The sequence below is a fragment of the Enterobacter sp. RHBSTW-00593 genome, from assembly GCF_013784105.1.
GTDB lineage: Bacteria > Pseudomonadota > Gammaproteobacteria > Enterobacterales > Enterobacteriaceae > Enterobacter > Enterobacter ludwigii.
In genome coordinates this window covers 2,648,097-2,660,027 of sequence record NZ_CP056393.1, presented here as the reverse complement: position 1 = coordinate 2,660,027, position 11,931 = coordinate 2,648,097, and the positions used below count along the sequence as shown (strand labels likewise).

Below are 11,931 nucleotides of genomic sequence, written 5' to 3'. Positions count from 1 at the left end.
TCGCAAGGGCTGACATGATGTCAGCCCTTATTATTTGCGAGGTTAATGTGTCGCGATTATTCACCTCCGTCCGTCGGCGGCTCTATCATCTTTTATTCGATCCTGAAACGGTAACCGGGCGGCGTTTTGAAGCCCTCTGCGCCCTGTTTGCGCTGCTCAGCGTGGTGATCATTTTTATCGAATCGGGCGTCGGAACGCAGTATCACCTGACGCTGGAAGAATGGCATCTTTTTGTCTGGCTGGAGCTGGTCATTACGCTGGTCTTTACCGCTGAATATTTCCTGCGGGTATTCTGTTGGCCTGACCCGGCCAAATATGTCTTCAGCTTCTGGGGATTTATTGATTTAGCCACGATCCTGCCGCTCTATGTCATGTGGCTATGGCCAGAAATCAGTCTGAGCTATGTTTTTGCCTGGCGAGCGATGCGCGTTATTCGGGTGTTACGCATTCTTAAACTGCTGCGGTTTATGCCGTCATTGCGGATATTTTGGAGTGCCATCGTCAGCGCGCGGCATCAGCTGATCCTGTTTTATTCATTTATTGCCATCGTCATGGTGATATTCGGCGCGCTGATGTATTTGATAGAAGGGCCGAAGAATGGCTTCTCAACGCTGAATGCTTCTGTTTATTGGGCGATTGTGACCGTCACAACCGTTGGCTATGGTGATATAGCCCCTCACACTCCGCTGGGACGTATTGTCGCCTCGGTACTGATTCTGATTGGTTATTCGGTGATTGCGGTCCCGACAGGGCTCATTACTACGCACATGAGCAGCGCCTTTCAGAACCGTAAGGCGCAACGAAAATGCCCGAAATGTCACCAGGGTGAACATGAACACAGCGCGCGGTTTTGTAATCAGTGCGGAAGTGAGTTACCGGATTAAATAAAAAAGGCTGCAATCGCAGCCTTTTTTATTATTCGCGCCAGAGAATATGACACAGCTTGTGGTCTTTCTCGCGACACAGCAGGACGCGGGCGAAGATGTCGTTAATTTCACCGCCATCTTCATCGGCCAGGCCAATCACCACTTCGGCAAAGAAGTCAGGATTAAGGTCGAAATCCACATGTTCAGCCCAGTCTTCAGAAGGGTCGAACAACTCGGCGCCCCCGCGCTCTTCAAACTGGAGATTAAAGAGGATCACGTCTGCGGGATCGAGGTTATCAACCGCCAGTTCGAGAAAAATGTCATAGGCCTGTTCGAGCGTTTCGTCTTCGGTCAGGCGATTGTTCAGATCCATTTCCATGATGACTACCTGTTTAACATCGTTGGGCACGTTTTACAGCAACGGACTAAAGAAGTAAAACAGTCGTTCGGTAATTCTCTGCCACAGCGGGCGTTTAACCCACAGTCTGGCATCCAGCAGTCGCGAGCGGGAGATATAATCATCCTGGACCGCGGCCAGATCGCCGCCAAAGCCGGCATCATCGATCACCAGTGTGATTTCAAAGTTCAGCCACAGACTGCGCATATCCAGGTTAACCGTACCCACCAGACTTAACTCGCCGTCGACAAGCACGCTCTTGGTGTGGAGTAATCCGCCTTCAAACTGGTAGATTTTCACCCCCGCAGCCAGCAGTTCACTGAAGAATGCCCGGCTGGCCCAGCCCACCAGAAGCGAGTCATTTTTGCGTGGCAAGATGATACTCACATCGACACCGCGCTGTGCCGCGGTACAGATGGCGTGCAGCAGGTCATCGCTGGGAACAAAGTAGGGGGTGGTCATGATCAAATATTCACGCGCTGCGTAAGTGGCTGTCAGCAACGCCTGATGGATCAGGTCCTCCGGGAAGCCCGGTCCGGAAGCGATAGTATGGATGGTGTGCCCGCTGGCCTCTTCAAACGGCATGATATTGCCATCCGGTGGCGGCGGCAGGATACGTTTCCCGGTTTCTATCTCCCAGTCGCAGGAATAAACGATACCCATCGAGGTGGCAATGGGCCCCTCCATTCTCGCCATCAGGTCTACCCACTGCCCGACACCCGAGTCCTGCTTGAAGAACCGCGGGTCAACCATGTTCATGCTGCCGGTATAGGCAATATAGTTGTCGATCATGATCATTTTACGGTGCTGGCGAAGGTCCATCCGGCGCAGAAACACACGCAAGAGATTGACCTTCAGCGCCTCAACCACTTCAATACCGGCATTACGCATCATGCCCGCCCAGGGGCTACGGAAGAAGGCGACGCTGCCAGCGGAGTCCAGCAACAGGCGGCAATGAATGCCCCGACGCGCAGCGGCCATCAGCGATTCAGCAACCTGATCGGCCATGCCGCCAGGCTGCCAGATATAGAACACCATCTCGATATTATGGCGAGCCAGTTGAATATCGCGGATGAGGGCCTGCATGACGTCATCCGAGGAGGTCAGCAACTGGAGCTGGTTGCCCTTAACGCCGCCAATACCCTGACGGAGTTCGCACAGTTTAAACAGCGAGGAGGCAACACTGCTGTTCTCCTCGGCAAAGATATGTTTGCAGGCTTTGAGATCGTTGAGCCATTTGGCGGTTGAAGGCCACATGGCGCGGGCACGCTCGGCACGGCGTTTACCCAGATGAAGCTCACCGAAAGAGAGATAGGCAATAATTCCCACCAGCGGCAGGATGTAGATTATCAGCAGCCAGGCCATGGCAGAGGGTACGGCTCTGCGCTTCATCAGGATGCGCAAAGTCACACCCGCGATTAACAGCCAGTATCCCAGAATGACCAGCCAACTCACCACGGTGTAGAAGGTTGTCATAGGTAAAAAAATCCTTTTGAAAGCGTATTGTTATGAGTGTACGCATCAGGAATCATCTGGCAAATAAAAACGCCAGTTAAAAGCGCTGGTTTGCTGCGGAGTTGGGTTTATAATGGGGATTCTGTTAGAGAAAGAGTTGTAAACATGAAGCGCAGTAGAACAGAAGTAGGGCGCTGGCGCATGTTGCGACAGGTGAGTCGTCGCAAGGCTCGTTGGCTGGAAGCACAATCCCGCCGCAATATGCGTATACACGCCATCAGAAAATGTGGAATGACCAGACACCGTAACGCGTTGCTGTTCGCTACACAGGTTATCTGAGAACCATCAGGGCACCGTTAAGGTGCCCACTGATTTTCAGGCTATCATTTTTCGCAGTCTCTCCCCCGATTCATTCCGCGATATACTCCGCCCTCTTAATCTTATGCATTTCAAAGATGAATCCTTATCTCTGGGTATTTATTGTGCTGCTTGCGCTGGATGCGATCAGGGAAAACGCAGGATTATCGTCATTATCCGCGTTGATTAATTTACTGCTCAGCGGGATATCGCACTGGATAAACTAAAAAGGAAAAGAGATGAACGGAAAAGTGGTTGCTGCCCTTCTTGGGATTGCCGTGTTGAGCGGTTGTGCCAGCAGTAAAACGTCACCGGAAAGGCATGCTTATTATTTCGTGTCGCATAAAACCAATTTTACTGGCGGCAATTTTACATCAAGTGTATCGCAAAATTATCGTCTGAATGTCCCTCAGTTCCGTGAGCTGTATGAGCAGGGGAAAACCGATCGCGCTGCAGGACGCACACTGTCTGAGGCAAACCAGTACGCCCAAAGCATTCGCGATCAACTGAAGAAACAGGCGAAAACGGAGCATGCTTTCGACGGTAATACCGCGGATAAATGGACGTCTCAAATGGAAGAGAAGGACGCCGTTTTATTTGGTAACGAACTGGCTGCGACTTATCTTGATGGCTATAACGGCGTACAATAGCGTCTGATTTTGGGGATATCGTTTTTGCAGCGGTATTCCCGTCGTTTTTTAGCAAAAGGAGGGAGAGGTGTTTGCGGAGTTTGGTGTACTTAATTTCTGGACCTATGTTGTAGGGGCATTTTTTATCGTGCTGGTGCCTGGACCGAACACATTGTTTGTACTGAAAACCGGTATTGGGCACGGTGTTAAAAAAGGGTATCTCGCCGCCACTGGCGTATTTATCGGCGATGCAGTGCTGATGTTTCTGGCTTGGGCGGGCGTCGCAGCATTAATCCAGACGACCCCGGTTCTGTTTAATATTGTGCGCTACCTTGGCGCTTTCTATCTCCTGTGGCTCGGCGGCAAAATGCTCTGGTCAGTCATCACCCGTCAGAAGAATACCCATGAGAGCGGAACCGAGCCTGCGAGCATGATCATGAAACGCTCGCTGGTGCTGAGCCTGACGAATCCGAAGGCTATTTTGTTCTATGTCTCGTTCTTTGTGCAGTTCATCGATGTGAATGCGAAAAACACGGGCACGTCTTTCCTGATCCTCGCGACCACGCTGGAGCTGATTAGCTTTATGTATATGAGCTTCCTGATCTTCTCTGGTGCGTTTGTCACGCGTTATCTGAAAACCAAAAAGAAACTGGCAAAGCTGGGGAACGGGCTGATTGGGCTGCTGTTTGTCGGATTTGCGGCGCGCTTAGCGTCACTGCACTGAAGAGATGAGTGGCTCCTTTCGGAGCCACTTTTGTATCAAAACACTTTCTTGTACGGGCGAACCGTCACCTTCGCATAGACACCTGCGGCAACGTACGGGTCTGCATCAGCCCAGGCCTGAGCTGCTTCCAGGGATTCAAACTCGGCGATCACCGTGGAGCCCGCGAAACCGGCAGCGCCAGGGTCATTGCTGTCTACCGCAGGCATTGGACCCGCGGTCAGTAATCGACCTTCATCCTGGAGCAGTTGTAAACGCGCCAGATGGGCAGGGCGAACGGACTGGCGTTTTTCGAGGGAATCAGCGACATCTTCAGAGTAAATCACGTAAAGCACGGTGAAGCTCCTTAACCATTAAAAGTGTCAGTAACGTTATGTGAAAGGGCAACTGACTGCAATGTAAAGATAAAAACAATGTTAAAACCCTGATCTGAATGCGCCTTTTTTGGCCTCTCTTGCGCTTAAATTGCGCCAGGACAAAGTGTCTTATTGAATATGATTGCTATTTGCATTTAAAATCAGTGTTCGGTTTTTTAACGTTGATGATTATGACTTCGATGACCCTTGATTTACCTCGCCGCTTTCCCTGGCCGACGCTGCTTTCTGTCGTTATTCACGGTGCTGTTGTGGCGGGTTTGCTTTATACCTCGGTTCATCAGGTTGTTGAAATGCCAGCGCCCGCACAGCCTATTTCTGTGACGATGGTCTCGCCAGCGGATCTCGAACCGCCGCAGGTTGCGCCTCCGCCGCCACAGCCCGTCGCCGAACCGGAACCCGAACCTGAACCTGTGCCGGAACCGCCAAAAGAAGCTCCGGTGGTGATCCACAAACCCGAGCCGAAGCCGAAACCTAAGCCGAAGCCAAAACCGGTGAAGAAGGTAGAAGAACGTCCAAAACGCGAAACGCGTCCGGTTGAACCCCGCGCCACGCAGACGGTAGAAAACGCAGCACCTTCGCGTCCGGTGATGAATAACACCACGACGACAGCCAAACCGACAGTCACCGCACCTGCGGGACCGCGTGCGGTCAGCCGTAATCAGCCGCAGTATCCGGCTCGTGCTCAGGCATTACGTATTGAGGGCCGTGTACGGGTGAAATTCGATGTTACGCCGGAAGGGCGTGTTGAGAACGTGGAAATACTGTCCGCGCAGCCGTCTAATATGTTCGAGAGAGAAGTGAAAACGGCGATGCGCAGATGGCGTTATGAAGCCGGTAAACCGGGCAACGGACTGATCGTGAATATTGTATTCCGCCTGAATGGCGGGGCACAGATGGAATAAAAAAAGCCTCCGCAAGGAGGCTTTTTTTACCGGGCAATCAGGCCTGAGGAAGCGGTCGGGGTTTACCTTCGTTGTCCACGGCCACATAAATAAACAGCGCTTCTGTCGCTTTATAACGCTGTCCAATGGGTTCGGACGAGACCTTTTTCACCCACACTTCGATGTTAATGGAGATGGAGGTATTGCCACGTTTTACGCAACGCGCGTAGCAGCAAACCACATCACCCACTGCAACCGGGCGCAGGAAGGTCATGCCATCCACTCTCACCGTCACTACCCGGCCATGTGCAATCTCTTTTGCCAGAATAGCGCCGCCCATATCCATTTGCGACATCAGCCAGCCGCCAAAAATATCGCCATTGGCATTGGTGTCAGCGGGCATTGCCAGTGTGCGTAAAACCAGTTCGCCCTGAGGGGCGTTATTTGTTGTCATTGTTTTAACTCGTAACTGAAGACTTCAGGCGGGATGCTACTATGATTTCAGGCTGGAGAGAATAGACCAGAACGCCTGCTGCACACGTTCTGGTCGGTGAACGATCAGTGCTGGTCGTCCTGTGGCATGTGGCGATAGATATAAACGCCACTTAACAGCGTGAAGATGAGCGTCAGAGCCGTCAGGCCAAAGACCTTGAAGTTGACCCAGATATTCTGCGGCAGCCAGAAAGCAATATAGATATTGGCAAGACCACAGAGAATAAAGAAGATCGCCCAGGCGATATTCAGTCGGGACCACACTTCCTGAGGCAGCGTCAGCTCTTTGCCCAGCATGCGCTGGATCAGCGGCTTCTTCATCACCCACTGGCTAATCAGTAACGCACCCGCAAACAGAGCGTAAATCACCGTGACTTTCCATTTGATGAATTCATCGTTGTGGAAGAACAGAGTGAGTCCACCAAACACCGCGACCAGGACGAAGGTCACCAGCGCCATTTTTTCAACTTTACGGTAGCGAACCCAGCTATAGATCAGCACAACCGCTGTGGCCACGATCAGTGCAGTCGTGGCGGCATAAATGTCATACAGCTTGTAGAAAGCGAAAAAGACCACGAGCGGTAAAAAATCAAGAAACTGCTTCATTCTGTGATTCCATCTTCTGTGTAGGGCCGGGCTGACGTTTCCGGCCACAGGATTACTGACGAATTAACATATACAGGCGGAACAGATAGACCAGCAGTACCGCTGAAATGAGGTTGCTCAGCGTATTTGCCACCACCGCGCCAACATTTGGCGTGAGTACCGCAAAATTCGGGGCAAACAGCAGCAGGAGCGTTTTCGCTAACAGCCAGCCGATAACAGCCGGTGCCACCAGGCGTATATTTGCCCAGGCGAGCCGGATGCTGCTGCGCATCGCGGTAAAGATCCCCAGTTTATCCTGCACGACCATTACCGGCGCGAAAGAGAGCACGATAGCCAGTAATACACCCGGCACGACGACCAGCATAATCCCCATTTGCACCAGCATGGTGGTTAAAAAGATGAGGATAAACAGCTTCGGTAATACCGGCGCGCTGGCACCAATCGCCCGCAGGGCGCTGACGCGCTGACCGGCGGAAACCAGCTGAATCATCAGCAGAACGCCACCTGCCAGAATCGCATTGCCGATAAGACCAGAGAATGTCGAAGCAGCGGAAGCCCGCAGCAGGATTTGTTGCTGCTCCGGCGTCATGTTTTGTACCAGTTCAAACAACCCCACGCTATCTGCAAGGTTGTCGCCCTGGCTCAGGCTGGCAATCTGTTCGTCACTTGGCGAGAACGCATGGCCAAGCACCACTGTAATGAAGGCGCATAGCAACGCGATCAATAAAAAGGTTAAGAACTGATTGCGGAAAAAGTTTCCCGTGTCACGGTAGACAGACTTCGCCGTGATAGACATGCACTCTCCTTGAGTATTGCAGGTGTTAATTAGCCGGCAATTGTACACCGGATAACACTGTCGTGGCAGCATCAAGGCTTGTATGGAAAAGCATATCTTTGTAAAGCGGCGGTAATCCAAAGCGCGCACGGGCACGATTACAGGCTTCATTGACCTGCCCATCCTCACCTGACATGGAAAATTCCCGGCACGGGCTGGGGCGGTGCTCGTAGATAGAGCACCGGGTGGACACCCCAGGTTCACCTTGAAGCGCAGCGCATCGGCACGGTTTTTGGTTGGTGCCGCTCATGCAGCGCAGAAAAGGCGTTAACGGTTCAGTGAGATGAACCGGAACGGTACCGCCGCCATCGCTGGCTTCGGCCCAGTAGAAAGAGACTCGAAAATACGCACAACAGGCTCCGCACGTCATGCACGGGTTAACATCACTCATGGCACACCTGCAAAAGAAGAACGCATCAAATCAACTTGTGAGAGCGCTAAATTATCCAGCCGCGAGAGGAAGAGCAAGAGGGTGAAAAGAGAAAATTTTGTAACGCCGAAATGCCAGAAATTGATCTGACGACAACTTATTGCTTTACGGTGTGTCACCAAAAATTAACCCAGATCAATGAATGTTAACTTACTGGTTTTAATGTGATCTGTAGCAGATCACTTATTACTCATTTGTGAGTATATTCTCCTCCGCGACTAAAACCACAACGATGGAGCGGATATGAAAAAATTAGCGGTGGCAGCCCTTGTATTAAGCAGTCTCTCTGGCGGCGCGTATGCGCATGAAGCAGGTGAATTCTTTATTCGTGCCGGTTCGGCAACGGTGCGTCCAACAGAAGGCTCTGATAGCGTTCTGGGTATGGGCGGTTTTAACGTCAGCAACAATACCCAGCTCGGTTTGACCTTTACGTATATGGCGACGGAGAACATTGGTGTTGAGCTTCTGGCAGCAACGCCATTCCGTCATCGCGTCGGTTTAGGGCCAACCGGGGATATCGCGACGGTGCACCATTTACCGCCAACACTGATGGCGCAGTGGTACTTTGGTGATGCTAACAGTAAGGTGCGTCCGTATATTGGCGCAGGGGTGAACTACACCACCTTCTTCGACGAGAAATTTAACGATACCGGTAAAGAAGCCGGGCTTACCGATCTCAGCCTGAAAGACTCGTGGGGTGTTGCGGGGCAGGTGGGGCTGGATTATCTGATTAACCGTGACTGGTTAATTAACGCCTCGGTCTGGTACATGGACATTGATACCGACGTTCGCTTTAAAGCGGGCGGTGAACAGCAAAGTATCAGCACTCGCCTCGATCCGTGGGTGTTTATGTTCTCCGCGGGTTATCGTTTCTGATTTATCCCCTGAGACTGGCCTGGTTATGGCCAGTCTTGCTTCGGGGGGCGATTAAGGTTGCCCCTCCATATTCCAGCGTGCTGTACTCATCTCATCAAATACATGCTGAACCGTAAACGGCGGAAATACTGCCCGTTTAGCCCCGTCAGCCAACGCCTGACCATAACCTATTCACACCATTCCTAAGTCGAGGTGCAGGTTGCACCGCTTACCGCTTCATGCGTGAGGATCGGTCAGTGCGGCGTCCAGTGATTGCTCAATGGCGCAGGCCTGTAGCCCGTGGATATTGTTATCCGAGACTTTACCGGAATGCTTATAAGTACAGGCATCGGGGGCACGTTGTTTGTGACAGCGTTTAGGGGGAAGGGGAACACATCCGGCAAGCACAGCAGTAATACACACTGACGGAAGAATTTGATTCACGAGAAAGTCCATTTATGAAAGTTATTCCGCAAGCAGGCTATCGGGGTTGGGAGGAGATTAATGCCAGATGCCGCAATATACTGTTCTCGAAAAGCGAGATGTTAAATTTTACAGGACATAATATTGAAAAGAATAATTATTGCGACTGCGGTTACGCTCATTTCTGGCTGCCATCAACAGCCCATGCAACCTGAACCGGCGCAGAAACCGTGCAATGGAATAACGAATAAGCCTTTCCCTGCCATGCCCGTAAAGGCACAGGCGCTGGGCATTGAGGGTAACGTTGTTGTCTCTTTTTCTGTGGGCGACGATGGTCATCCACACGATATACGTATTGTCTCTGCACAGCCTGAAGGGGTGTTTGAACGCGAAACGGTGCGTGCCGTGCAAATATGGTGTTTATCACCGAATAAAAGCCGTCAAACAGAAACGGTCACTTTCACAGTAAATAAGCCCCGATAGTCCGGGGCTTATCTTTCCTCGCAGGCACGCTAACGCACCACCAGCACCGGGCATTTTGCGTGGCGCACGACGACCGCAGCGTTAGAGCCTAACAGATAGGTCGAAATATCAGGTCGATGAGACGCAATAATTATCAGGTCTGCATTGATACTCTCAGCCAGTTTCAGGATCTGATCTTTAGGCGTGCCAGAAATGGCGTGGGTCTGAATGCGGTCGGCCGGTAAATTGAACTGCGTAACGATCTCATTCAATTTCGCCAGCGCCTCCTGCTGCATTTCTTCCAGTTTTGGCATCTCAACGGAATAGGCCAGACCAAGAGAGGAATAGTAGGGGAAAGAAGGAACGACAGTCAGAAAATGCACTTTGCCGTTACTGATTGCTGCGTTCGCCTGAACATAGGGAATCACCTGTTCGGTCAGGCGACGCTCTGAAATATCGACAGGAACGAGAATTGACGCAAACATGCCACACCTCCTGTTTGTTTTTTATCCACTTTAAGTGTAGTTCCGAGGGAGAACAGGGGACTGTATTTACCGCCAAAGTGGGACGTAAGGCGGATTTTTGGGGCAGGAGACGCCCCGGTTAAGGAGCGTCTGTGGCGGGATTATTTCTGTATCAAATAACGAATGGTTGGCCCATCCTGTTGAATGTCCAGCACGGTGTAACCGTGGTTTTTAGCATCCAGAGGAATATTGTTGATAGACTGCGGGCAGTCGCTCACCACCTCCAGAATTTCCCCTTTCCTGAGCTGAGGCAGGGCTTCCAGCGTAGCGACAGCGGGATAAGGGCAGGGTTCTCCCACCATATCCAGACGATAGTCAGGCACGATCTCTTTCATGCGGCATTCTCCTGCGTTTCATTTTTGACAGCGGCACGGCGGAAGAATCGTTTCTCCTGCGCAATCACCAGTAAAAAAGCGGCCAGCAGCAGGGCGTACGTCACCAACAGGCCACCGAGTGGGCCGAACGTGCTGAGCAGGTTGACCTTATCCCAGTTCGTCGCGAGGACAGGAGAAAGGGAATCCCAGTAGTACGCGAGGAGAGTTGACCCGAGCACGTTCCCCAGACCAACCCACCAGTAATGCACCTGACCTTCAACGGCGCGGTACATCCAGCCGGTTTCACAACCGCCAGCCAGCACAATCCCGAAGCCAAACAGCAGGCCGCCAATCACCGCATTCGGGCCAGCCCACATGATTTTCGGTTCAACACCTAACTGAACATAGCTGAAGATGCCGATAGCACTCACCGCCATTCCGGCAATAATCGCTTTTGCCATCATTGTTCGCCCGGTGATCCACATATCGCGAAACGCTGAAGTAAAGCAGATCTGCGCGCGTTCAATAAGCAAACCAAAGCCCACGCCAAACAGCATTGCCAGACCCAGTTTAGGTTGATTGAGCGCTGTACACAGTGCCCATGCCACCATGGCGAAAAAGACCAGCATCCCCAGGCGGAAACGACGGTGTGCCTGAGCCGGTTTTTGCGTCAGCGGCGATGCGGCGCTGACCTTGACCATCCTGACGGGAATACGGAATAGCGGCAAAAGGGTAAATTTTGCGCCAAAGTAAGAACCGATGGCGGTAGCGACGGCAAAGAACCAGGCATGTAGCGAAAACTGTGGGATACCGGTAAAGAAGGCGGCAAGGTTACAGCCCATCGCCAGGCGCGCACCGAAACCGGCAATCATGCCGCCGATGACCGCCTGTACGATACGGATCCGACTTTTTGGCATTCTCAGCTTAACGTTGTTTGCCCACAGCGCGGCGGCAAAACAGCCGCCGAACATGCCGATGATCATCATCCCGTCGATGCGGGTCAGCGGAGTGCCTTCCAGATGAATGAGCTTAAAGTAACCCCACTCTTCAGCATGCACGCCCGCAAGCTGCAGCAGCTGTCCACCCCAACGGGTAAACTCGCCGGTTACAGCCCAGAACGTACCGGTAATGCCGAAGTAGTAAGTAGACAGGATCCCCGCTGCGATAACCGCGGGTACAGGTGACCAGAACTTAACCAGGTAAGTCTGTTTGAAGTATTGCCATGACATGAGTAAGCCTCTGAACTCAGAAGGTATATTTGGATTTAACGGGCTGGAATATATAACTTTTTTTCTTTCTCCAAAACC

19 protein-coding genes are annotated in these 11,931 nt (G+C 51.9%); 8 read left to right on the top strand and 11 right to left on the bottom strand.

The genetic code is table 11. The annotated features are described in order from the left end of the window. Positions 1-14: 14 nt before the first annotated feature. Positions 15-884, top strand: a complete 870-nt coding sequence (locus HV242_RS12625) for an ion transporter (protein ID WP_032678336.1) — start codon at positions 15-17, stop codon at positions 882-884. A gap of 31 nt (positions 885-915) precedes the next feature. On the opposite strand, the gene HV242_RS12620 is transcribed toward HV242_RS12625, so the two are convergent. Together HV242_RS12620 and cls are read right to left on the bottom strand one after the other, a co-directional pair. After that, positions 916-1,245 (bottom strand): HI1450 family dsDNA-mimic protein, encoded by a 330-nt coding sequence (locus tag HV242_RS12620; protein WP_006810881.1) that lies wholly within the window; start codon positions 1,243-1,245, stop codon positions 916-918. Between the two features lie 33 nt (positions 1,246-1,278). Next, positions 1,279-2,739, bottom strand: a complete 1,461-nt coding sequence (gene cls, locus HV242_RS12615) for a cardiolipin synthase (protein WP_014170441.1) — start codon at positions 2,737-2,739, stop codon at positions 1,279-1,281. 144 nt (positions 2,740-2,883) lie between these two features. On the opposite strand from cls, the gene HV242_RS12610 reads away from it, so the two are divergent. From HV242_RS12610 to leuE, 4 genes are all read left to right on the top strand, one after another. Further along, positions 2,884-3,057, top strand: coding sequence for a YciY family protein (locus HV242_RS12610; protein WP_086463573.1), 174 nt, complete (start codon positions 2,884-2,886; stop codon positions 3,055-3,057). A 116-nt stretch (positions 3,058-3,173) separates the two neighbouring features. Continuing rightward, positions 3,174-3,302: a KPN_01571 family protein gene (locus tag HV242_RS24505; protein ID WP_014170440.1), complete on the top strand. Its 129-nt coding sequence runs from the start codon at positions 3,174-3,176 to the stop codon at positions 3,300-3,302. Positions 3,303-3,314: 12 nt separating this feature from the next. Further along, the gene (locus tag HV242_RS12605) at positions 3,315-3,725 is read left to right on the top strand and encodes an Exc2 family lipoprotein (RefSeq protein WP_044857496.1); all 411 of its coding nucleotides are present in this window, start codon (positions 3,315-3,317) and stop codon (positions 3,723-3,725) included. 67 nt (positions 3,726-3,792) lie between these two features. After that, positions 3,793-4,428 carry a leucine efflux protein LeuE gene (gene leuE, locus HV242_RS12600; RefSeq protein ID WP_020882385.1) on the top strand — a complete coding sequence of 212 codons (636 nt, stop codon included), beginning with the start codon at positions 3,793-3,795 and terminating at the stop codon, positions 4,426-4,428. 35 nt (positions 4,429-4,463) lie between these two features. Here leuE and HV242_RS12595 read toward each other — a convergent pair whose 3' ends face one another. Next, positions 4,464-4,760, bottom strand: a complete 297-nt coding sequence (locus HV242_RS12595) for a YciI family protein (protein ID WP_014170437.1) — start codon at positions 4,758-4,760, stop codon at positions 4,464-4,466. 221 nt (positions 4,761-4,981) lie between these two features. Here HV242_RS12595 and tonB point away from each other — a divergent pair, with 221 nt between their 5' ends. Further along, the gene (gene tonB, locus HV242_RS12590) at positions 4,982-5,704 is read left to right on the top strand and encodes a TonB system transport protein TonB (protein ID WP_025203933.1); all 723 of its coding nucleotides are present in this window, start codon (positions 4,982-4,984) and stop codon (positions 5,702-5,704) included. A 37-nt stretch (positions 5,705-5,741) separates the two neighbouring features. On the opposite strand, the gene yciA is transcribed toward tonB, so the two are convergent. The 4 genes from yciA to HV242_RS12570 form a co-directional block, all read right to left on the bottom strand. Further along, a complete protein-coding gene (gene yciA / locus HV242_RS12585) occupies positions 5,742-6,137 on the bottom strand; it encodes an acyl-CoA thioester hydrolase YciA (RefSeq protein WP_014170435.1) in 396 nt (131 codons plus the stop codon). Between the two features lie 104 nt (positions 6,138-6,241). Beyond that, complete coding sequence (locus HV242_RS12580) at positions 6,242-6,781, bottom strand: septation protein A (protein ID WP_020882387.1); 540 nt, start codon at positions 6,779-6,781, stop codon at positions 6,242-6,244. 52 nt (positions 6,782-6,833) lie between these two features. After that, the gene (locus tag HV242_RS12575; protein ID WP_020882388.1) at positions 6,834-7,577 is read right to left on the bottom strand and encodes a YciC family protein; all 744 of its coding nucleotides are present in this window, start codon (positions 7,575-7,577) and stop codon (positions 6,834-6,836) included. Between the two features lie 25 nt (positions 7,578-7,602). Then, entirely contained in the window at positions 7,603-8,007 is a 405-nt protein-coding gene (locus tag HV242_RS12570; protein ID WP_032680849.1) for a YkgJ family cysteine cluster protein, read from the bottom strand. Positions 8,008-8,289: 282 nt separating this feature from the next. Here HV242_RS12570 and ompW point away from each other — a divergent pair, with 282 nt between their 5' ends. After that, entirely contained in the window at positions 8,290-8,922 is a 633-nt protein-coding gene (ompW, locus tag HV242_RS12565) for an outer membrane protein OmpW (protein ID WP_014170432.1), read from the top strand. Between the two features lie 216 nt (positions 8,923-9,138). On the opposite strand, the gene HV242_RS24410 is transcribed toward ompW, so the two are convergent. Continuing rightward, positions 9,139-9,345, bottom strand: a complete 207-nt coding sequence (locus HV242_RS24410; RefSeq protein WP_306461581.1) for a hypothetical protein — start codon at positions 9,343-9,345, stop codon at positions 9,139-9,141. Between the two features lie 123 nt (positions 9,346-9,468). Between HV242_RS24410 and HV242_RS12555 the strand changes: the two genes are divergently transcribed. After that, on the top strand, positions 9,469-9,807 hold the full coding sequence (locus tag HV242_RS12555) for an energy transducer TonB (protein ID WP_080471939.1): 339 nt from the start codon (positions 9,469-9,471) through the stop codon (positions 9,805-9,807). Positions 9,808-9,836: 29 nt separating this feature from the next. On the opposite strand, the gene uspF is transcribed toward HV242_RS12555, so the two are convergent. The 3 genes from uspF to yedE all read right to left on the bottom strand — a co-directional run bounded on the left by uspF (position 9,837) and on the right by yedE (position 11,853). Beyond that, complete coding sequence (uspF, locus tag HV242_RS12550; RefSeq protein ID WP_014170429.1) at positions 9,837-10,271, bottom strand: universal stress protein UspF; 435 nt, start codon at positions 10,269-10,271, stop codon at positions 9,837-9,839. A gap of 140 nt (positions 10,272-10,411) precedes the next feature. Then, on the bottom strand, positions 10,412-10,645 hold the full coding sequence (yedF, locus tag HV242_RS12545; protein ID WP_014170428.1) for a sulfurtransferase-like selenium metabolism protein YedF: 234 nt from the start codon (positions 10,643-10,645) through the stop codon (positions 10,412-10,414). Next, positions 10,642-11,853: a selenium metabolism membrane protein YedE/FdhT gene (gene yedE / locus HV242_RS12540; RefSeq protein ID WP_032680851.1), complete on the bottom strand. Its 1,212-nt coding sequence runs from the start codon at positions 11,851-11,853 to the stop codon at positions 10,642-10,644. Before yedE ends, yedF begins: the two co-directional genes overlap by 4 nt. Positions 11,854-11,931 lie beyond the last annotated feature (78 nt).